At 64.1% G+C, this 20,909-nt stretch carries 20 protein-coding genes; 8 read left to right on the top strand and 12 right to left on the bottom strand.

Going from position 1 to position 20,909, the window contains the following annotated elements:
• The first annotated feature begins 69 nt into the window (after nucleotides 1–69).
• Together C8J42_RS03490 and C8J42_RS03485 are read left to right on the top strand one after the other, a co-directional pair.
• The gene (locus C8J42_RS03490; protein WP_133018876.1) at nucleotides 70–549 is read left to right on the top strand and encodes a hypothetical protein; all 480 of its coding nucleotides are present in this window, start codon (nucleotides 70–72) and stop codon (nucleotides 547–549) included.
• 64 nt (nucleotides 550–613) lie between these two features.
• Entirely contained in the window at nucleotides 614–841 is a 228-nt protein-coding gene (locus C8J42_RS03485; protein WP_056051043.1) for a DUF4170 domain-containing protein, read from the top strand.
• A gap of 483 nt (nucleotides 842–1,324) precedes the next feature.
• On the opposite strand, the gene C8J42_RS03480 is transcribed toward C8J42_RS03485, so the two are convergent.
• From C8J42_RS03480 to carA, 5 genes are all read right to left on the bottom strand, one after another.
• Nucleotides 1,325–1,975 (bottom strand): rhomboid family intramembrane serine protease, encoded by a 651-nt coding sequence (locus C8J42_RS03480; RefSeq protein ID WP_133018875.1) that lies wholly within the window; start codon nucleotides 1,973–1,975, stop codon nucleotides 1,325–1,327.
• A 5-nt stretch (nucleotides 1,976–1,980) separates the two neighbouring features.
• Entirely contained in the window at nucleotides 1,981–2,457 is a 477-nt protein-coding gene (gene greA, locus C8J42_RS03475; protein WP_056052861.1) for a transcription elongation factor GreA, read from the bottom strand.
• Nucleotides 2,458–2,532: 75 nt separating this feature from the next.
• The gene (gene carB, locus C8J42_RS03470; RefSeq protein ID WP_133018874.1) at nucleotides 2,533–5,865 is read right to left on the bottom strand and encodes a carbamoyl-phosphate synthase large subunit; all 3,333 of its coding nucleotides are present in this window, start codon (nucleotides 5,863–5,865) and stop codon (nucleotides 2,533–2,535) included.
• Nucleotides 5,865–6,182 carry a hypothetical protein gene (locus tag C8J42_RS03465; RefSeq protein WP_133018873.1) on the bottom strand — a complete coding sequence of 106 codons (318 nt, stop codon included), beginning with the start codon at nucleotides 6,180–6,182 and terminating at the stop codon, nucleotides 5,865–5,867. The genes carB and C8J42_RS03465 overlap by 1 nt, the downstream gene beginning before the upstream one ends.
• Entirely contained in the window at nucleotides 6,179–7,489 is a 1,311-nt protein-coding gene (gene carA / locus C8J42_RS03460; protein ID WP_133018872.1) for a glutamine-hydrolyzing carbamoyl-phosphate synthase small subunit, read from the bottom strand. Before carA ends, C8J42_RS03465 begins: the two co-directional genes overlap by 4 nt.
• 141 nt (nucleotides 7,490–7,630) lie before the next feature.
• Here carA and C8J42_RS03455 point away from each other — a divergent pair, with 141 nt between their 5' ends.
• The 4 genes from C8J42_RS03455 to rpoD all read left to right on the top strand — a co-directional run bounded on the left by C8J42_RS03455 (nucleotide 7,631) and on the right by rpoD (nucleotide 12,514).
• Nucleotides 7,631–8,083, top strand: coding sequence for a GatB/YqeY domain-containing protein (locus C8J42_RS03455; protein WP_107952276.1), 453 nt, complete (start codon nucleotides 7,631–7,633; stop codon nucleotides 8,081–8,083).
• 65 nt (nucleotides 8,084–8,148) lie between these two features.
• Nucleotides 8,149–8,634: an endonuclease domain-containing protein gene (locus C8J42_RS03450; protein ID WP_133018871.1), complete on the top strand. Its 486-nt coding sequence runs from the start codon at nucleotides 8,149–8,151 to the stop codon at nucleotides 8,632–8,634.
• Nucleotides 8,625–10,487 carry a DNA primase gene (gene dnaG, locus C8J42_RS03445; RefSeq protein ID WP_133018870.1) on the top strand — a complete coding sequence of 621 codons (1,863 nt, stop codon included), beginning with the start codon at nucleotides 8,625–8,627 and terminating at the stop codon, nucleotides 10,485–10,487. The genes C8J42_RS03450 and dnaG overlap by 10 nt, the downstream gene beginning before the upstream one ends.
• Nucleotides 10,487–12,514 carry an RNA polymerase sigma factor RpoD gene (gene rpoD / locus C8J42_RS03440; RefSeq protein ID WP_056051057.1) on the top strand — a complete coding sequence of 676 codons (2,028 nt, stop codon included), beginning with the start codon at nucleotides 10,487–10,489 and terminating at the stop codon, nucleotides 12,512–12,514. The genes dnaG and rpoD overlap by 1 nt, the downstream gene beginning before the upstream one ends.
• A 165-nt stretch (nucleotides 12,515–12,679) precedes the next feature.
• Here the strand turns inward: rpoD and C8J42_RS03435 are convergent, their stop codons facing one another.
• Complete coding sequence (locus C8J42_RS03435) at nucleotides 12,680–13,513, bottom strand: hypothetical protein (RefSeq protein ID WP_133018869.1); 834 nt, start codon at nucleotides 13,511–13,513, stop codon at nucleotides 12,680–12,682.
• A 393-nt stretch (nucleotides 13,514–13,906) separates the two neighbouring features.
• On the opposite strand from C8J42_RS03435, the gene C8J42_RS03430 reads away from it, so the two are divergent.
• Complete coding sequence (locus C8J42_RS03430; protein WP_133018868.1) at nucleotides 13,907–14,446, top strand: pseudouridine synthase; 540 nt, start codon at nucleotides 13,907–13,909, stop codon at nucleotides 14,444–14,446.
• A 993-nt stretch (nucleotides 14,447–15,439) separates the two neighbouring features.
• On the opposite strand, the gene rplS is transcribed toward C8J42_RS03430, so the two are convergent.
• Together rplS and trmD are read right to left on the bottom strand one after the other, a co-directional pair.
• Nucleotides 15,440–15,832: a 50S ribosomal protein L19 gene (rplS, locus tag C8J42_RS03425; RefSeq protein ID WP_031395442.1), complete on the bottom strand. Its 393-nt coding sequence runs from the start codon at nucleotides 15,830–15,832 to the stop codon at nucleotides 15,440–15,442.
• Nucleotides 15,829–16,560 carry a tRNA (guanosine(37)-N1)-methyltransferase TrmD gene (trmD, locus tag C8J42_RS03420; protein ID WP_133018867.1) on the bottom strand — a complete coding sequence of 244 codons (732 nt, stop codon included), beginning with the start codon at nucleotides 16,558–16,560 and terminating at the stop codon, nucleotides 15,829–15,831. The genes rplS and trmD overlap by 4 nt, the downstream gene beginning before the upstream one ends.
• Nucleotides 16,561–16,668: 108 nt before the next feature.
• Between trmD and C8J42_RS03415 the strand changes: the two genes are divergently transcribed.
• Nucleotides 16,669–17,574, top strand: coding sequence for an NAD(P)/FAD-dependent oxidoreductase (locus tag C8J42_RS03415; protein ID WP_133018866.1), 906 nt, complete (start codon nucleotides 16,669–16,671; stop codon nucleotides 17,572–17,574).
• 96 nt (nucleotides 17,575–17,670) lie between these two features.
• Here C8J42_RS03415 and rimM read toward each other — a convergent pair whose 3' ends face one another.
• From rimM to ffh, 4 genes are all read right to left on the bottom strand, one after another.
• A complete protein-coding gene (rimM, locus tag C8J42_RS03410) occupies nucleotides 17,671–18,171 on the bottom strand; it encodes a ribosome maturation factor RimM (protein ID WP_121904105.1) in 501 nt (166 codons plus the stop codon).
• A complete protein-coding gene (locus C8J42_RS20005) occupies nucleotides 18,149–18,289 on the bottom strand; it encodes a hypothetical protein (RefSeq protein ID WP_165895412.1) in 141 nt (46 codons plus the stop codon). The genes rimM and C8J42_RS20005 overlap by 23 nt, the downstream gene beginning before the upstream one ends.
• A gap of 241 nt (nucleotides 18,290–18,530) precedes the next feature.
• Complete coding sequence (gene rpsP / locus C8J42_RS03405; protein ID WP_056062272.1) at nucleotides 18,531–18,959, bottom strand: 30S ribosomal protein S16; 429 nt, start codon at nucleotides 18,957–18,959, stop codon at nucleotides 18,531–18,533.
• Nucleotides 18,960–19,027: 68 nt separating this feature from the next.
• Nucleotides 19,028–20,569 carry a signal recognition particle protein gene (gene ffh / locus C8J42_RS03400; protein WP_133018865.1) on the bottom strand — a complete coding sequence of 514 codons (1,542 nt, stop codon included), beginning with the start codon at nucleotides 20,567–20,569 and terminating at the stop codon, nucleotides 19,028–19,030.
• Between the last annotated feature and the right edge of the window lie 340 nt (nucleotides 20,570–20,909).

The raw sequence follows: 20,909 nt of genomic DNA, 5'->3' as shown, positions 1-20,909 counted from the left end.
CCGCATTGAAACCTAGAAGTCCCGGCTCGCGTTAAACGACGAGCAGCTTGCCACCAGAAGGACATTTCCATGACCGACTCAAAGACCACTGCCAACGAAGCCGCCCACGAGACCGAGAGCCGTCTGCGCGAAGGCCTCGACACCGTCCGCGAGACCGCATCGAAGGTCTATCACGATGCTGGCGACAAGGCCTCCGAGGTTCTCGAAGTCTCGCGCGAGAAGACCAAGCGCGTCGTCAACAACCTCGAATCCAATCCGCTGGGCATCCTCGTCGGCGGCCTCGCTGTCGGCGCCCTCGCCGGCGCGCTGCTCCCGCGTTCGGCGCGTGAAAAGGAACTGCTCGCCCCCGTCGGCAAGCGCCTCAGCGAGACGCTCGTGGCGGCGACCGCAGCAGCCAAGGATGCAGGCCGCTCGGAACTCGGCGAACTCGGCCTGACCAAGGACAACGCGCGCGATCAGGCCAAGGGCTTGCTCGAAGGTATCGTCAAGGCGGTCACGACGGCCGGTACCGCAGGTGCGAAGGCGGTTTCGCAAAAGCCTACTGTCTAAGGGTTCAAACCGCGGGTCGAACACGCTAGGGAGGCGGCAACCACCTCCCTAGGAAAGCAAGCGCATGAGCAAGCTCCACCTCGTATTCGGCGGCCGCGTCAGCGACCCGCGCACCCTGGATTTCAACGATCTGAGCAAGATCGAGTTCGTCGGCGTATTCCCCGACTACGCCAGCGCCGAAAAGGCCTGGCGTGCTGCGGCGCAGCGTACCGTCGATGACGCGGAGATGAAGTTCGTGGTGGTTCATCTGCACCGGATGCTCGAACCGAATCTAGGCGCGACCGTAGCCTGAACTACTCCTGAGCCGTCATTCCCGCGAAGACGGGCTCCATACTGGCTGACGTAGCGATCTGATCGCAACGACATAGGCTATGGATCCACGCCTTCGCGGGGATGACTGATTTAGGAAAACCTGCCTGACGATCAAGTTCGCGTGAAGCGGCACCCGTCGCCCCTCTCCCATCGTGGAGAGGGAGAGACGCCAAAGGCGGCGATGGGTGAGGGCACTCCAGGCAGAACTACGGCTACGAGCTTCGGCGGCCTCGCCAGATCGCGGCGTAGGCAGCAGTCGTCTCCCCACCCCGTTCGTGCTGAGTAGAGACCGAGTAGCTCCGCAAGGAGCGTATCGAGGGCTCGTATCGAAGCACACGCCCCTCGCACCGACCCATCCTTCGATACGCCGCTTCGACAAGCTCAGCAGCTACTCAGGACGAACGGTGTAGATGTGGGTTTGGGTTAGCGTGGACGGAGCGAACGCCTGTGAGGGACAGTCCGCTCAAGCCGCGCGATAATGCCAGAGCAACAAAGGCCGAGCCAGCACCAGCCCCGCCAAGAACCCGCCGATATGCGCGCCAATAGCAATAGGCCCGCTAGCCCCAACCGAAGCCCCAAACCCGGCCAGCCCCATCAGCAACTGGATCCCGATCCACGCCGCGGCCAGCCAAACCACATGCACGACCCCAGCCGGCACCGGCCCGATCGCCTGCGCGCGCCGCTCGCCATACAACAGCGCATAAGCCCCAACGACCGCCGAAATCGCACCGCTCGCGCCAATCATCGGCGCGGTAGACTCAGGCCCAAACGCCCAATGTCCCGCCGCCGCGGCATACGCGCCCAGCACGTACAGAACGACCAACCCGACCGTCCCCAGCGCCTTCTCGACGAACTGCCCGCAATACACCAGCATCACGAGGTTGAGCGCAACGTGCGCCCAGCCGCCATGGATCAACGTCGCGGTTAGCGGCGTCACCCAGGCCGGCACCACGAACATATGCTCGCTCGGAATACCGAGATCGGTCATCCGCAACGGGATGAACCCGGCGTTCACCGCCCAGTAGCCAAGCGAGCCGCTCAGCACCAAAAATCCCGAGACGATGACCGTCACGATCGTGATGATCGCCGTCGCCCGCGTCTCGAAGAATTGCATAAGGCTCAGATGAACTCGATCTTGGAGACGACGTAATAACGCTCGCCGGCCGGCACCGTAACCTCGACCTCTTCGTCGAGTTTCCGCCCGATCAACCCACGCCCCAGCGGCGAATTGTACGAGATGCGGCCCGTCTTTGCGTTCGCCTCGGTCTGACCGACGATCTGATACTTTACCGGCTTGTCGTTCTCGTCGAGCAATGTCACCGTCGCGCCGAACACGACCTTGTCGCCCGACAAGTCCTTCGGGTCGATGATCTGCGCGCGGCTCAGCTTGTCCTCGATGTCGGAGATCGATGCCTCGACCTGGCCCTGCCGCTCCTTCGCGGCATGATATTCCGCGTTCTCGCTCAGGTCGCCGTGTGCGCGCGCCTCTTCGATCGCGTCGACGATCGTCGGACGTTCGGCTTTCAGGCGCTTCAGATCCGCGCTCAGCGTCTCATAGCCTTCCTGCAGCATCGGCATCTTTTCGACGGTCGCCATCATCTCGTCCCCAAATCCATTTCCCCGCGCGAGGCCCTGTACCAGCCCCGCCCACACATCATTCTCATGTCGGGATCAGTCGTGCGACTGCGAATAATAGGATTGCAGCGGCCGTACTTCAAGGCTGTGCGTCGAAAGCTTGGCGATCGCCTTCGCCGCTTCGAGCGAAGCCGGCGCGGTCGTGAAGTACGGAATGCGTTGTCCCAGCGCGGAAGCGCGGATCGGCTGCGAGTCCTTCAGGCTCTGCCACCCCTCGGTGGTATTGAAGATCAGCGCGATATCGCCATCCTTGATCCGGTCGACGATATGCGGCCGACCCTGCGCCACCTTGTTGACCTTCTCGACCGGCAAGCCGGCAAGCGCGAGATGATCCGCCGTCCCACCGGTCGCGACGATCGAGAAGCCGGTATCGACCAGCGCCTTCACCGCCTCGACGATCATCGCCTTGTCGCCGTCCTTCACGCTGACGAAGACGCTGCCCTTGGTCGGCAGGATCGTCCCCGCGCCAAGCTGAGCCTTCGCGAACGCGATCGTGAAATCGGGATCGATTCCCATGACTTCGCCGGTCGACTTCATTTCCGGTGACAGCACCGGATCGACGCCGGGGAACTTGTTGAAGGGGAACACCGCCTCCTTCACCGCATAATAGTCGATATGCCGGTCGATCTTCGGGAGGTTGACCAGCTTCTCGCCCGCCATGACGCGCGCGGCGATCTTGGCGATGGGCGCGCCGATCGCCTTGGCGACGAACGGCACGGTCCGCGACGCACGCGGGTTCACCTCGATGAGGTAGACCAGGCCGTCCTTCACCGCGAACTGGATGTTCATCAGCCCGACCACCGACAAGGCATGCGCGAGCGCAACCGTCTGCCGCTCGATCTCCGCGATGATCTCCGCCGACAGCGAATATGGCGGGATCGAGCACGCCGAGTCGCCCGAATGGACGCCCGCCTCCTCGATATGCTGCAACACGCCCGCGACCACCACGTCGGTCCCGTCGCAGATCGCGTCGACATCGACCTCGATCGCATCGCGCAGATACTGGTCGATCAGCACCGGCGAGTCGCCCGACACCTGCACCGCGGTGGCGATGTAATGCTCGAGCTGCCCGATCGTATCGACGATCTCCATCGCCCGACCACCGAGCACATAAGACGGCCGCATCAGCACCGGATAGCCGATCCGCTCCGCCGCCGCGACCGCCTCGTCCCGGCTCCGCGCCAGGCCGTTGGCCGGCTGCAACAGCCCGAGCTTGGTGATCAGCGCCGCGAACCGCTCGCGGTCCTCCGCCAGATCGATCGCGTCCGGCGTCGTCCCCAGGATCGGGATGCCCGCCGCCTCGAGCGCGCGCGCAAGGTTCAGCGGCGTCTGCCCACCGAACTGCACGATCACGCCCACCAAAGTGCCGTTCTGCTGCTCGACATGCAGGATCTCCAGCACGTCCTCGGCAGTCAGCGGCTCGAAATACAGCCGGTCGCTAGTGTCGTAATCGGTCGACACCGTCTCCGGGTTGCAGTTGACCATGATCGTCTCATAGCCCGCATCCGCCAGCGCAAAGCACGCATGGCAGCAGCAATAATCGAACTCGATCCCCTGCCCGATCCGGTTGGGCCCGCCGCCCAAGATCACGATCTTCTTGCGATCGGTCGGCTCGGACTCGTTCTCGGGTTCGCCGAAGCTCGGCGCCTCGTAGGTCGAATACATATACGGCGTCTTCGCATCGAATTCGGCCGCGCACGTATCGATCCGCTTGAACACCGGCCGCACGCCGAGCTTCAGGCGATGCTGGCGCACCTCCTCCTCGGTCACGCCGCCGGTCATCGCCTTGACGACCTCGTGGATCAGCCCCGAGCCGCGCGCGATCCCGCGGTTCATCCCGCGCAGGTTGGCCGATTGCAGCGCCAGCCATGCGAGCCGCTTGTCGCTGAACCCCATGCTCTTCAGGCGGCGCATACCCGGCGCGTCGATCGGCAGGCCGTCCTTCATCACCTCGGCCTCGGCCGCGATGATCTCGGCGATCCGCTCCAGGAACCACGGATCGTATTTGGCGATCGCATGCACCTCGGCGACCGTGAAGCCCTCGCGCAACGCTTGAGCCGCGACCAGCAACCGGTCCGGCGTCGCGACGGCCAGCGCCGCCTCGATCTCCGCACGAGGTGCCCCAACCAGATGATCGACCTGGTTGAACCCCGACAGGCCCGTCTCGAGCCCGCGCAACGCCTTCTGCATCGACTCGTGGATGTTGCGACCGATCGCCATCACCTCGCCGACCGACTTCATCGCGGTGCCGAGCGTGTTCGACGCGCCCTTGAACTTCTCGAACGCGAACCGCGGAATCTTGGTCACGACGTAATCGATCGTCGGCTCGAACGCGGCAGGCGTTGCCCCCGTAATGTCGTTCTCGATCTCGTCGAGCGTGTAGCCGACCGCCAGCTTCGCCGCGACCTTCGCGATCGGGAAGCCGGTCGCCTTCGACGCCAGCGCGGACGAGCGCGAAACGCGCGGGTTCATCTCGATGACGACCAGCCGGCCGTCCTTCGGATTCACCGCGAACTGGACGTTCGAACCGCCTGTCTCGACACCGATTTCGCGCAACACCGCGATCGATGCGTTGCGCATGATCTGGTATTCCTTGTCGGTCAGCGTCAGCGCCGGCGCGACCGTGATCGAGTCGCCGGTGTGGACGCCCATCGGATCGACGTTCTCGATCGAGCAGATGATGATCGCGTTGTCGTTGCGATCGCGCACCACCTCCATCTCGTATTCTTTCCAGCCGAGCAGCGATTCCTCGATCAGCACCTCGGTGGTCGGCGACAGGTCGAGCCCGTTGCGTACGATCGCGATGAACTCCTCGCGGTTATACGCAATGCCGCCGCCCGAGCCGCCCATCGTGAAGCTCGGCCTGATGATCGACGGAAGCCCGGTCTTCTCAAGCCCTTCGAGCGCTTCCTCGACAGTATGGGCGATCGCCGAGCGCGCGCTTTCCAGCCCGATCCGGTCCATCGCGTCGCGGAACTTCAGCCGGTCCTCCGCCATGTCGATCGCATCGGCATCCGCCCCGATCATCGTCACGCCGAACTTCTCGAGCGTCCCGTCATGGAACAGCGCGAGCGCGGTATTTAGCGCGGTCTGCCCGCCCATCGTCGGCAGGATCGCGTCAGGCCGCTCCTTCTCGATGATCTTGGCGACGATCGCGGGCGTGATCGGCTCGACATAGGTCGCGTCGGCCAGCTCGGGATCGGTCATGATCGTGGCGGGGTTCGAATTGACGAGGACGATACGATAGCCCTCCTCCTTCAACGCCTTGATCGCCTGCGTGCCCGAATAATCGAACTCGCACGCCTGGCCGATGACGATAGGTCCTGCGCCGATGACGAGGATCGAGGAGATGTCGGTGCGTTTTGGCATTAGTTTTCTTCCATCCCGCAGATTGGCGGCTCAGAATTCATCGTGACTGTCAGTTGCCGAACTTGAGCGGTGTAGATCAGACCACCGATATCTCGGTACGGCGTCGAACCTGATGCAGTCATGCGGACGAAGCGAATGCCGTTCGATTGGGCATCGGCCTGAAGTTTGAAGTTGGACCATTTCTTTGCTTCAGTAAGAAATGCTGCCATCGTCGCAACTTCACCGCTTACGGTGACCACCATTTTCGCTCCGGTAGCTTCGGGAGCGTCCGGTTTGACGCAATGGTACGCTGCCGGCGGTGGCATCGCTTGCATCATGCCGCGCTAACCAGCGATCCAACGAACTTCTCGAACAGATACAGGCTGTCCTGCGGCCCTGGACTCGCTTCCGGATGATACTGCACCGAGAACGCGTTCCGATCGGTCAGCTCCAGCCCCGCGTTCGATCCATCGAACAGCGACACATGCGTCTCGCGGACATTGGCCGGCAGGCTTTCGCGCTCGACCGCGAAGCCGTGGTTCATGCTGGTGATTTCGACCGCGCCGTCGGACAGGCGCTTGACCGGGTGGTTGGCGCCGCGGTGGCCCTGGAACATCTTGGTCGTGGTCGCGCCGACCGCGAGGCCGAGCAACTGATGGCCGAGGCAGATGCCGAACAGCGGCTTGCCCGTCTCCAGCAGCTGGCGGATCACCGGCACCGCGTATTCGGCGGTCGCAGCGGGATCGCCGGGGCCGTTCGACAGGAAGATGCCGTCGGGGGCGAGCGCCATCACGTCGTCGAAGCTGGCGGTGGCGGAGACGACGGAGACCTTGGCGCCTGCCTCGACGAGGTTGCGGAAGATGTTGCGCTTGCTGCCGTAATCGATCGCGACGACGTGGGGGCGGGCCTTCTGCTCCCCTTCCGCGGAGCGGGAGGGGTTGGGGGAGGGCATGGCCTCAGGCGGCATCGGCGCTGATTGGTCAGCCCCTCCCCCGACCCCTCCCGCAAGCGGGAGGGGAGCAGAAGCACCCTCTCCTGCTGGCGAGCTGTCCCCGTAGCCGAAGCCTAGCTTCCAAACCCCGCCGGGAGCATCCTCACCCCAGCCATAATGCATCTCGGTCGAGACATCCTTGGCGAGGTCCATGCCCTCCAGCCCCGGCCAGGCGCGCGCCATCGCCAGCAACGCGGCCACGTCGAACTCGCCGCTAGCCGAATGCGCGATCACGCCGTTAGGCGCGCCCGCCACCCGGATCCGCCGCGTCAGCGCGCGCGTGTCGACCCCCGAGAGGCCGATCCGCGCATGCCGCTTCATCCAGCCATCCAGCCCCTCGACCGCGCGGAAGCTCGACGGCTGCGTCACGTCCTCGCGGACGATGATGCCGAGCGCGTGCGGGTCGTCCGCCTCGACGTCGTCGGGATTTGCGCCGACATTGCCGATGTGCGGAAACGTGAAGCAGATCATCTGCCCGGCGAAAGACGGGTCGGTCAGCACCTCCTGATAGCCGGTCATCGCGGTGTGGAAGCACACTTCGCCGACCGCACTGCCCTCTGCGCCGAACCCGCGACCCCAGATCACGTCGCCATTGGCGAGGACCAGGACGCCTGTTGCACCGGCAGGCATGGCTATAGGCTGGGCGTCGGCCATCAGGCTGGGCACTCTCTTTACGTTGACGATGTCGCTAAGTGGTGTCCGCTAAGGCCGGCGTGCCGCAGCGTCAATCTGTTAAACGGGCGGCGGACGCGCTATCCCGTCGGGCTACGCACGAACCACCTGAAAGACCAGTACATGATTCGCGACGACATCAAGGCTGCGCAGCTGACCGCCATGAAGGCCGGCGACAAGCAGAGCCGCAACGCTATCTCGTTGATCCAGGCCGCAATCAAGAACCGCGACATCGAGGCGCGCACCGGAAAGGCCCCCGAGAGCGACGACGCGCTGGTGGTCGAAGTGCTGCAGAAGATGGTCAAGCAGCGCCGCGAGTCGATCGAGATGTTCTCGAAGGGCGGCCGCCAGGAGCTCGCCGATGCAGAGACCGCGGAGGTCGCGGTGATCGAGCGCTTCCTGCCACAGCAGATGAGCGAGGCGGAGACGTCGGCGGCGATCGAGGCGATCAAGGCCGAACTCGGCGCGACCGGGATGAAGGACATGGGCCGCGTGATGGCGGAACTGAAGGCGCGCCACGCAAGCGAACTGGACATGAGCAAGGCGAGCGGCCTGGTAAAGGCAGCGCTGTCGTAAATTCTGCTCCCCTCCCGCCTGCGGGAGGGGTCGGGGGAGGGCTTTGCCACACAGGAGACGGAGCATTGGAACAACGCACCCGAATCCGAGCACTCCGCACCAACCCGACGCGTGCAGAGAGCGCGCTGTGGCAGCACCTCGCCGCACGCCGAACCTCCGGCGTGCGGTTCAATCGCCAAGTCCCGATAGGTCCGTTCATCTGCGACTTCGTGTCCCGTGCTACGAAGCTCGTGGTCGAGGTCGACGGCGGACAGCATGGCTGGCAGTCCGACGATGACGCCCGGCGGACGCACTTCATCGAACAACAAGGCTACCGTGTGATCCGGTTCTGGAACAACGACGTTTTGGAGCGGATCGAAGGCGTGGTGGCCGAGATCGGGCGCGTGCTCGCGGAACGCCCCTCCCCTAACCCCTCCCGCAAGCGGAAGGGGGATTCGGTTCCGCCCGCCGCGAACGCAACTTCCCTTCTACTCCCCTCCCGCCTGCGGGAGGGGTCGGGGGAGGGCCTGGCCGCACAAACCACCCCCACCAAAGTCACCCCATGGCCCTAACCCCGCAATTCCTCGACGAACTCCGCGCCCGCACCTCGCTCAGCGCCCTCGTCGGCAAGACCACCAAGCTCACCAAGGCCGGCCGCGAGCATAAGGGCTGCTGCCCGTTCCACAACGAGAAGACGCCCTCCTTCTACGTCAACGACGACAAGGGCTTCTACCACTGCTTCGGTTGCTCCGCGCACGGCGACGCGATCAAGTGGATGACCGACCAGCGCGGCCTGCCCTTCATGGATGCGGTAAAGGAGCTTGCCCAGGCGGCGGGCATGGACATGCCCGCGATGGACCGCCAGTCCGCCGCCAAGGCCGAACGCGCCAAGGGCCTGCACGAGGTCATGTCCGACGCCGCCGACTGGTTCACGGAACAACTAAACGGCCTCCCCGGCACCGAAGCCCGCGCCCTTCTCAACCGCCGCGGGATCAAACCCGAGACGGCGCGCGCATTCGGCATGGGGTTCGCCCCCGACAGCCGCGGCAAGCTCAAGACCGCGCTGAAGGAGTACGGCGACCCGATGCTGGTCGAATCCGGCATGCTCATCAATGTCGAGGGCAAGGACCCGTACGACCGGTTCCGCGGCCGCCTGATGATCCCGATCCGCGACCCCCGCGGCCGGACGATCGCGTTCGGCGGTCGCGTGCTCGACGGCGGCGAGCCGAAATACCTCAACTCCCCCGACACGCCACTCTTCGACAAGGGCCGCACGCTCTACAATCTCGATCGAGCAGCCCCCGCCTCGCGCAAGTCGGGCCGCGTGCTGGTGGTCGAGGGCTATATGGACGTCATCGCACTCGCCCAGGCCGGCTTCGGCGAAGCGGTCGCCCCCCTCGGCACCGCCCTCACCGAAGCGCAGCTCGAACGGCTGTGGCGGATGGTCGACGTCCCCCTGCTCTGCTTCGACGGCGACGGCGCCGGCCAGAAGGCGTCGCTCAGGGCCGCCCACCGCGCGCTCCCGCTACTGGCGCCCGGCCGCAGCCTCGCCTTCGTCACGCTCCCCCAAGGCCAGGACCCTGACGACCTCGTCCGTGCCGGCGGCCCCGGCGCGTTCGAGGCGTTGCTCAAGACCCCCGAACAGCTCGTCGACCGGCTCTGGGCGTCCGAAGTCGCCGCCGAGGCGCTCGACACCCCCGAACAGCGCGCCGGCCTAAAGCGCCGCCTCCACGAAGTTGCGGAAGGCATCGCCGACCCATCGGTGAAGCAGCAATATCACGCCGAGTTCAAGAACCGCTTCTACGAGCATTTCAAACCGGTGCGCGCGCCATTCGTGCCCAGAGGCGAGCGCCCCAAAGGCGGCTGGAAGCCCCCCGCCGCACCGGTCACCGAAGATGCGAAGGCCTTCCTCGCCACCGGCATCGACCGCGTATTGGCGAAGGCCGTCCTCGCCGGCCTGATCCGCCACCCGGTCGAGATCGCGCGCCACATGGAGGTGCTCGGCTCGCTGCAAATGATCGACGGCGCGCTCGGGCGATTGTTCGAAGCGGTCGTAGATGTTGCACTTGAGGACCAGAAGCTTGATAGCGGGCGCTTGCTCACCATATTGGCGAGGTCCGGTTTCAATTCAGTCGCGAGTGACCTGTTGAGAGCCGATACGATGCCCTATTCGTTCACGCAGACCACGGCCGATCCAGCCCGCGTCCGTGCCGACCTCGACGAGGCGATCGCGATCATGGTCGCCCGCCCTGAGGTAGACGCGGCACTCAAGCAGGCGACCGCGGCGATGCAGACGCACTTCACCGAAGATGCGTTCGAACGACAAGTGGCTATGGTAAGAGAGAAACAGGCGTTGGAAGTCCGACTTGCAAATCTTGTACAGTCGAACGAAGACGCCCGAGCGTTGGGTACCGAGGGCGATTGATGGCTAAGGCGAACATGGCGGAACCCGCCGAGACGAACGAAACCGGCGATGCGCCGCTGATCGACATGAACGATGCGTCGATCAAGAAGGTCATCGCGCGCGCCAAGAAGCGCGGCTACATCACCTATGAGCAGCTCAACGAAGCGCTGCCGCAGGGCGAGATGTCGTCCGACCAGATCGAGGACATCAGCGCCGCGCTGAGCGAGATGGGCATCAACATCGTCGAGAACGACGAAGCTGGTGAAGACGGCGAGACCGAGCCCGCCAAGGACGACGAGGACGAGCCGGAGGCCGCCGACGCGGATGCCGACACAGGCCCCGCGATCGAGAAGAAGAAAGAGACCATCGATCGCACCGACGATCCGGTCCGCATGTACCTGCGCGAGATGGGCGCGGTCGAGCTGCTCAGCCGCGAGGGCGAGATCGCGATCGCCAAGCGCATCGAGGCGGGTCGCGACACGATGATCCTGGGTCTGTGCGAATCGCCGATCACTTTCAACGCGATCATCGACTGGTCGACCGCGCTGAACGAGGGCACGATGCAGCTGCGCGAGATCATGGATCTCGACGCGATGCTGTCGAAGGACCCTGCCCCCGAAGCGATGGCCGAGGACGGCGAAGCCGACGATGGCGAGATCAGCGAGAAGAACGCCGGTCCCTCGTTCAAGGAAGAGGCCGAGCCCGAAGAGCCGTCCGCCGACGAAGACGAGGACGGCGAGCGTCGTGCTCCCCGCGCATCGGACGACGAGGAGGAGGACAACACCCTCAGCCTCGCGCAGATGGAGGAGCAGCTCAAGCCGATCGCGCTCGAGCGGTTCGCCAGCATCACCGCGCTCTACAAGAAGTTCAGCAAGATCCAGCAGAGCCGCGTCGACGCAATGGGCATCGGCGGCGATTTCTCCGCGGCCGACGAGCGCAAGTATCAGAAGCTGCGCGAGGAACTCACGGCGGAAGTCGAGAGCGTCCAGTTCCATAACGCCAAGATCGAATATCTGGTCGATCAGCTCTATGCCTATAACCGTCGCCTGACCGCGCTGGGCGGCCAGATGCTGCGCCTCGCCGAGCGCCACAAGGTGCCGCGCAAGGACTTCCTCGATCGCTATATCGGTCACGAGATCGACGAGAACTGGCTGACGACGGTCAACAAGGTCGACAAGAAGTGGACCGCGTTCGTCGCCAACGAGGGCGAGGCGGTCGAGCGCATCCGCGCCGAGATCGCCGACATCACGCAGCAGACCGGCATGGCGCTCACCGAGTTCCGCCGGATCGTCAACATGGTCCAGAAGGGCGAGCGCGAGGCGCGCATCGCCAAGAAGGAGATGGTCGAGGCGAACCTGCGGCTGGTGATCTCGATCGCCAAGAAATACACGAACCGCGGCCTTCAGTTCCTGGATCTCATCCAGGAGGGCAATATCGGCCTGATGAAGGCGGTCGACAAGTTCGAGTATCGTCGCGGCTACAAGTTCAGCACCTATGCGACGTGGTGGATCCGCCAGGCGATCACCCGCTCGATCGCGGACCAGGCGCGGACCATCCGTATCCCGGTCCACATGATCGAGACGATCAACAAGCTGGTCCGCACCAGCCGCCAGTTCCTCCACGAGCAGGGCCGCGAGCCGACCCCGGAGGAGATGGCCGAGCGCCTCTCCATGCCGCTCGAGAAGGTGCGCAAGGTGATGAAGATCGCCAAGGAGCCGATCAGCCTCGAAACGCCGATCGGCGACGAGGAGGATTCGCATCTCGGCGACTTCATCGAGGACAAGAACGCGATCATCCCGGTGGACGCCGCGATCCAGGCGAACCTCAAGGAGACGGTCACGCGGGTGCTGGCGTCGCTCACCCCGCGCGAAGAGCGCGTGCTGCGCATGCGTTTCGGCATCGGCATGAACACCGATCACACGCTCGAGGAAGTCGGCCAGCAGTTCTCGGTTACGCGTGAGCGCATTCGCCAGATCGAGGCGAAGGCGCTGCGGAAGCTGAAGCATCCGTCGCGGTCACGGAAGATGCGGAGCTTCCTCGACCAGTAAGGGTTTGCAATTGCTGATCGAAAGGACGGGCCGCGGTGGAAACACCGCGGCCTTTTCTAATTTGTAGCCGCGTCCAACGTGGGCTGGCATCCGCACTGAGGTTCACGCCGAAAGAGCAACAGCGCCCCGCCGGCATTCGCCTGAACCTCGTTCACCTCACGGGGATTACCAATCGCGGCCTATGGCAGCCAACTTAGCCAGTGCGGACGTTAGGGTTTTGCGAGCCGCATCATGTTCCTCATCGGTCTTATAGATCCTCATCGTTTCTACTGATCGGACCTGCCACTCCCCGGCGCTCATACGCATACTGTCCCATAGCTTGAGTCTTTGTGGTTTCGTTTCGGTGTCCGCCGCTAGCTGAATGTCTAGCTTAGAGAAACGCATACTAGGAAAAGGCTGCCTCCCGAACATATCGAACACCTCCTTCTGCAAAGGAGAAGGTATGGGCTGTTTGATAGATAAAATTGCGGTGTAGCCGAAATTCAATTCTTCACTATGTGCACTTGGGTTATCAATAGACGGCGTTGTAAGTTCCATCTCTTGACGGCGGTTGCTTCCATAGCTCTGGCACCTCAGAATTATGTTTCCCGATATTCCAGTTATACGTACCGGCACTCCAAGATTCACAATAGATACAACAAGAGTTAAATTGGAGCGGTCATTCGGATCAAAAAATGGAGACATACTCCCAACCCATACGCGTACACCGCTGAGTTGGGGCACCCTCAGAACATTCTTCCTAAATACGCGTACGATGGCATCCCAATAAGCAAATAGCAATGCACCGACCACAAATCCTAAGCCAAATGAGCTTGGCAAGTAGGAAATTAGGTGGCTCCACCAGTTGCTTATGCTTTGTAATTTCCACCCGGTAACATCTAGCCCGCGGACCGTTGCAACCCTTTCAACGTTTAGCGTCCAGATCGGCTTTAGGACTAGCTCCCACCCCGCGTAAGCTAGGGCCAGAAGTACGGCTGTAGGACGCTTGGCTGCTTTCATATCGCGGGTATGACCCGTTCGCCTTTAGTTCTCAACGCCAATCAAACATGACAGATCGAACCTAGCTAACTGCCCTGCAAGCTGTTGCATCCGAATGTACCAACCGCAGCAGCATCTCAAAATAAAACGACTTTTTTCCAACGGTTAAATCCGATTACTTCGCCCCCCCGTCGGCTCCACCAATGCAGTCTCTCAGAACGATGACTGCGGTCGAAACCAAGCCGAAAAATCGCCCCCCTATCCTCCCCTGTAAGGGGAGGTGGCGCGAAGCGACGGAGGGGTGTCGACCATCGTGAGTGGGTCACCCCTCCGTCAGCGCCGTGCGCTGCCACCTCCCCTTGCAGGGGAGGAATTACGGTCGAACCGGGTCGACAATGCCTCTAAACCCCCACCATGCCCCGGATAATCCTGTTCAACAAACCGTACGACGTGCTCAGCCAGTTCACCGACGTGAACAGTCCGACCCCGCGCGCGACGCTGTCGCAGTTCATCGATGTGCCGGGCGCCTATCCGGCGGGGCGGCTCGACCGCGATAGCGAAGGGCTGTTGCTGCTGACCGACGACGGCCGCCTCCAGGCGCGGATCGCGGACCCGAAGTTCAAGCTAGCCAAGACCTATCTCGTGCAGGTCGAGGGCGATGCGGGCGAGGACGCACTCGATCGGTTGCGCGGCGGCGTCCTGCTGAAGGACGGCCCCGCCCGCGCCGACGTCGAGCGGATCGCCGCACCCGACCTCTGGCCGCGCGTACCGCCGATCCGGGTCCGCGCGAGCATCCCCGATTGCTGGCTGAAGATAACGATCCGCGAAGGCCGCAACCGCCAAGTCCGCCGCATGACCGCCGCGATCGACCACCCCACGCTGCGGCTGGTCCGGTGGAGCATCGGCGACTGGACCGTGGCGGGTCTGGAGCCCGGCACGTGGCGCGACGCCTGACGGATGCTTGAGGCGGGCTGGCGGCGGTTCTGCAGGCCACCCGAGACGCGTACGCTCCTGAGGTACGCCCATCAGACGGGCAGCGTTCATTATTACAGGCTGAGGGCCTCCCCACCCACGCCGTCATCCTGACGAAAGTCAGGACCCAGAGCCAAGCAGCGCGGCGTTCGTGATCCTGGGTCCTGACTTTCGTCAGGATGACGGAGAAGGGCATGTTCACGCGAAGGCGCTAAGGCGCGAAGAGAAGCAGCTTATTTAGCGCACTTGCCCGGTCTTCTCTTCGCGCCTTAGCGCCTTCGCGTGAATCCATTCCTTGAGCTGCGCTCGGTGGCGCAATGTGATCATAAGTCCCGAGGATAGGGTTCTCCGCCCGCACGAGGATGTCAGTGCGTTGCGTGACGCGCCGAAATTGCATGGTGGCACGACGAAAACTCCCTCCCCTTCAGGGGAGGGTCGGGGTGGGGCATGCCCACGCGAGCGCGCTCCATGTGGCAAGGCCTCGTGCGGTCCAGACAGAGGCCATCCCAATCCGCCAGCAAGACGTGTTTCCCCGCGAAGGCGGGGACCCAGACTGGGCTCCCGCCTTCGCGGGAGAACAAGGAAGCGGGCGCGAGAACAAGGAAGCGGCAGCCGGTCCGTGCAACAACGCGCGTCCCTATCCGACCCGACAACCACCTCCGACGCCCCGAAGGACGGAGAAATCGCGCAGACACCACGGCCGCCGCTGGCCGACACGCTAATCCGCTGTCCTACACGCGCCTCGGAGCGCACCCTCAGCGGATGCCCAACCCCGCCCCTATCCCGCATGCATCACCCTCGGCCCACGCTCCTATCGGACCTCATATCGGGCGATGTGCAGAACGCTGTGAGACTGTGAACTTCGTGCACTTCCGCACCGCAGCATCGCTGCAAGACATTGATTTCAGGCGCACAACGAAAAAGGGCGCGGGGACCATCGCCCCCGCGCCCTTCTCCAACTCGAACAGTCTCCGATTACTCGGCGGCTGCGGTGCCCTTGGCAGGGCGCATGTCGCGACGCTCGGCGATACGCGCTGCCTTGCCGGTGCGGCCACGCAGGTAATACAGCTTGGCGCGACGCACGGCGCCCTTGCGGACGACTTCGATCGAATCGACGTTCGGCGAGTAGAGCGGGAAGACGCGCTCGACGCCCTCGCCGAAGCTCATCTTACGCACGGTGAAGTTCGAGCCCATACCCTTGTTCGAGCGCGCGATGCACACGCCCTCGTAGTTCTGAATACGCGTGCGCTCGCCTTCGACGACCTTCACGCCGACCTTCAGCGTGTCGCCAGGGCGGAAATCGGGGATCGTCTTGTTGGCCAGGAACTTCGCGATGTTCTCGGCTTCGATCGTCTGCAACAGGTTCATGTCTCGTCCTCGTGTCGCTGCGCGCCAGAGGGCGACTGGACCCGAACGCCCTCATGGCGCTCCCAAAGGTCCGGTCGCCGTGACCGTGTATCGATCTCCGCCCGGCGTTTGCGCCATGCAGCGATCTTCGCATGATCCCCCGATCGCAGCACCTGCGGGATCGTGCGCCCTTCCCATGATTGAGGTCGGGTATAATGCGGATATTCGAGCAGCCCCGTTTCGAAGCTCTCGTCATCCCCACTAGAAGCCGCGCCCATTACGCCGGGCAGCAGCCGAATGCAAGCATCGAGCAGCACCAGCGCGCCCATCTCGCCACCCGACAGGATGTAGTCGCCGATCGAGACCTCTTCGATCTCCCGCGCCTCGAACAGCCGTTCGTCGAACCCCTCGAAACGGCCGCACAGAATGGTGACGCCGGGGCCCTGCGCGAACTCGCGCACACGCTCCTGGGTAAGCGGCTTCCCCCGAGGAGTCATCGCCAGCACCGGCCGCCCATCCGCAACGCTGTCGATCGCCGAGGCGACCACGTCGGCCCGCAGCACCATCCCGGCCCCGCCCCCCGCCGGCGTATCGTCCACCGACTTGTGCTTGTCGGTAGCAAAGTCCCGGATCTGCACCGGCGAACAAGACCACCGCCCCTCCCCCAGCGCCCGCCCCGCGAGCGAGGTCCCCAGCGGCCCCGGAAACATCTCCGGATACAGCGTCAATATCGTGGCAGCGAAAGTCACAGCGTCCAATTCTCTAAGCGTTTGCGCCAGCGTGCGGCGCCGAATGCGCCCAGCACCTATACGGATCGGCGCGACGGAACAATTACGCTGCCGAAACGCTCGCGGCGGATGGACGATTGCATCATCATCGGCGCCGGCCCGGCGGGCCTCACCGCGGCGATCTATCTCGCGCGGTTCCACCTCTCGATCCGCCTGTTCGATTGCGGCAGCAGCCGCGCCGCGCTGATCCCGTGCACGCACAACCATGCCGGCTATCCCGAAGGCATCCGCGGCACGGACCTGCTCGCCCGGATGCTGGCGCAGGCGGAAACCTATGGCGCAGTCCGCGAGGGCGTGCGGGTAGATGCGATCGAGGTGGAGGACGACGGCTTCATCGTACGGCTCGGCGATCGCCGAGCGCGAGCGCGGAGCGTGCTGCTCGCCACCGGAGTCGTGAACAACCGCCCCAACATGCCCGACGCCATCCACGACGAAGCGCTCGAAGCCGGGTTGCTCCGCTACTGCCCGATCTGCGACGGCTACGAGGTCACCGACAAGCGCGTAGGCATCATCGGCACCGGCGACCACGGCATGCGCGAGGCACTGTTCCTGCGCGGATACACAAAGGACGTAACGCTGATAGCACCCGAGGGCGGCCACGATCTCAATCCGGAATGCGAAGCGGCGCTAGACGAAGCCGGCATCATCCGCGTCGGTGGTCCCTGCGGCAACTATGCAATTGAGGGCGACAAGCTCGCACTCGACACGGTCGACGGACGCTTATCGTTCGACAGCATCTATCCCGCGCTCGGGTCAATCATCCGTTCGGAACTGGCCGTCGCAGCAGGCGCGCGCGCATCCGAGGACGGGTGTCTGGAAGTCGACTCGCACCAGCGCACCTCGATCCCCGGCCTGTTCGCGGCGGGCGACGTGGTGAAGGGCCTCGACCAGATCAGCCACGCGATGGGCGAGGCAGGCGTCGCCGCAACGACGATCCGCAACATGCTCGCCGAGCAAAAGCCGCTATGGCGGTAAGCGCACGCTCGAAGGAGATTGTTTCCCCGCGAAGGCGGGGACCCAGACTGGGCTCCCGCCTTTGCGGGAGACCAAGTGACTTAAGGTAAGCCCGCGTTACTCGGCGGCGAACGAAGCCTCGACAATGAGCCGGTCGGCATCCCATTCGGGAACGGCTTCAGGGCGCATCGGTATCATGAAGCGCTTGCCGGGCTTGTCGTCCACGGACGGCCGTTCGATCTCGATCACGTCGCCAGCACCAAAATTATCGATCGCAACGACCCGTCCGATAGCCTCGCCATCGGTCGAGACGACATCCAGCCCGATCACATCAGTGTGATAATATTCACCGTCTTCCAGCGGCGGCAGCGAAGACCGCGGCACCGTAAGTTCGGTTCCGCGCATCGCCTCGGCGGCGTTACGATCGGCAACCTCGGCGAAGCGCGCGATCATGCCGTTGTTACCGTTGCGGGCGGACTTCAGCGACAGCGCGCCGTTGTTGAAGCTCTTATAGCTTCCGAAATTCTCAGCGAAGACCTTCAGCCGCACTTCGCCACCGATGCCGTGCGCACCGATGACGACGGCGAGCGTCACGTCAGCCTTGCGCGGAGCCTTCATCGCGACCGGGGGTGTCGTCGGAGCCTTCGGCGGGGTCGTCGGCGGAGACGCCTTGGTTGGTGGCATCTTCGATGTCCTCGGGTGCGGGGGCTGTGCGGGGGTCGGTTTCGGGGACCATCATGCGCTCCTGTTCGGGGTTACCGAGGAAGAACGCATGAAGTCCGGATCGGGTGCGGTTGGCGACCCGTAGTCGGAGCGGGGGTTGTCTCCCGCCCGTCGTCACCCCGGACTTGTTCCGGGGTCCACCGCTCCGCGTACCCAATTCTCTCGAATCCGCGGACGGGTGGTTGCCGGAACAAGCCCGGCATGACGGAGAGGGGTAGGACGATCACGCCCTGCCCCACTCCAGAAGCGCTGTCTTACGAAGCGGCTTCTTCGGTCTCGGCAGCAGCAGGAGCCTCTGCCTCGGCAGCAGGTGCCGCCTTCGCAGCGGCCTCGGCCTCGGCAGCTTCCGCCGCCTTGGTCGCACGCTCTTCGGCGCGCTCGGTGGCCTTCTCGCCGGGCTTGCCCTTGTTCGGGTTGTTGCGCGCCGAACGCTCGAGCACGCCAGCCTGGTCGAGGAAGCGCGCGACGCGGTCGGTCGGCTGCGCGCCGACGCTCAGCCAATGCTTCGCGCGGTCGGCGTCGAGCTGCACGCGCTGCTCGTTGTCCTTGGCGAGGAGCGGGTTGTAGTTGCCGATCTTCTCGATGAAGCGGCCATCACGCGGCGAGCGCGCATCGGCAACGACGATCTTGTAGTAAGGACGCTTCTTGGAGCCACCGCGCGCGAGGCGAATGTTGATTGCCATGATATTTTCCTTCGTTTTCTAGATAGATTCCTCGGCGCGAGCCGAGGTGTCGTGGTTGGATAAGGAGGTTATTTCTTCTTCAGAAAATCGTCGAAACCGGCCGGCATCTGCGGCATCTTGGGGCCACCAAGCCCCGGCAGACCACCGCCGCCGCCCGGCAGGCCACCAGCACCGGCCTTGTTGAGCATGTCGCCCATCTGCGGCCCACCGATCGCATTGCCGATGCCGCCAAGACCGCCGCCAAGGCCGCCCTTGCCGAGCATAGCCATCATGCCCTTCATGCCGCCCATCTTCTTGATCTTCTTCATGGCGGTCGACATTTCGAGGTGCATTTTCAACAGCTTGTTGACCTCCTGGACGGTCGTCCCGGAGCCCTTGGCGATGCGGATCTTGCGCTTGGCGTTGATCAATTCGGGCTTGTTGCGCTCCTTGATCGTCATCGAACCGATCATCGCGTCCATGTGCACCAGCACCTTTTCGCCACCGACCGACGCGACCGCGCCTTGCGCCTTCTTCATGCCGGGGATCATCCCCGCCAGCGCGCCGAGCCCGCCCATCCGCTGCATCTGCGCCAGCTGGGCACGCAGGTCGTTCATGTCGAACTGACCCTTGGCCATCTTGGCGGCCATCCGCTCGGCGTCTTCGGCCTGGATCGACTCCGCGGCGCGCTCGACCAGGCTGACGACGTCGCCCATGCCGAGGATGCGACCAGCGACGCGCTCCGGATGGAACGCCTCGAGCGCATCGAGCTTCTCGCCGGTGCCCGCGAACTTGATCGGCTTGCCGGTGACCGCGCGCATCGACAGCGCCGCGCCGCCGCGGGCATCGCCGTCCATGCGGGTCAGCACGATACCCGTCAGCGGCACCTGGTCGCTGAAGTTCTGCGCGACGTTGACCGCGTCCTGGCCGGTCAGCGAGTCGACGACGAGCAGAATCTCGGCGGGGTTCGCAACGTCGGCGACCGCCTTCATCTCGTCCATCAACGCCTGGTCGACATGGAGTCGACCCGCGGTGTCGAGCATCAGGACATCATAGCCCTGGAGCTTGGCCGCCTGCATCGCGCGGCGGGCGATATCGACCGGCTGCTGGCCAGCCACGATCGGCAGCGTCGCGACGTCGATCTGCGTGCCGAGCGTCGCCAGCTGCTCCTGCGCGTTCGGGCGATTGACGTCGAGCGACGCCATCAGCACCTTCTTGCGCTCGCGACCGGCCTGTCCGAAATTGGCCTGCCCTGCCGCCAGCCGCTTGGCGATCTTGGCGGTCGTGGTCGTCTTGCCCGAGCCCTGAAGGCCGACCATCATGATCACGGCCGGCGGCGTGACGCCCAGCTCCAGCTCGACGGCATCCGAGCCGAGCATCTCGACCAGCGCATCGCTGACGATCTTGACGACCTGCTGCCCCGGCGTGACCGAGCGCAGGACGTTCTGGCCGATCGCCTTCTCGGTCGCCTTCTCGACGAACTCGCGGGCGACGGGCAGCGCGACGTCGGCTTCGAGCAGCGCGACGCGCACCTCGCGCATCGCCGCGCGCACGTCCGCCTCGGTCAGCGCACCCCGGCCGCGAAGGCGGTCGAAGACGCCGCCAAGTCGATCGCTCAGGCTTTCGAACATCGAAATACTCCCATACACCGTTACCAAACGCAAAAGCGCCGGCGGGCGAAACCTCGCCGGCCAGCGTGCATCCTTGGATGCTCGTCCAATGCGCCCCGTAACGGAACGTGGGCTGCCACCTACTGGAATGCGGTTCGGGATGCAAGATGGGTTCCCGAGCGGAGGGACGTTGATCGACACCTCTCCTTGTTCTCCCGCGAAGGCGGGAGTCCAGACTGGGTCCCCGCCTTCGCGGGGAGACATTCGTACCTCGGTTCAATTCACTCTTATCTCGCGCAACCAATCGCGCCCGCGCCTCGCCTCGCCCCGCCTATACGGCTTCTTAACATATCTTACACGT

Origin of the sequence: Sphingomonas sp. PP-CE-1A-559 (genome assembly GCF_004340965.1) — a bacterium.
GTDB lineage: Bacteria > Pseudomonadota > Alphaproteobacteria > Sphingomonadales > Sphingomonadaceae > Sphingomonas.
The sequence above is the reverse complement of the archived record's forward strand: the minus strand, read 5'-3'. Positions and strand labels throughout refer to the sequence as shown.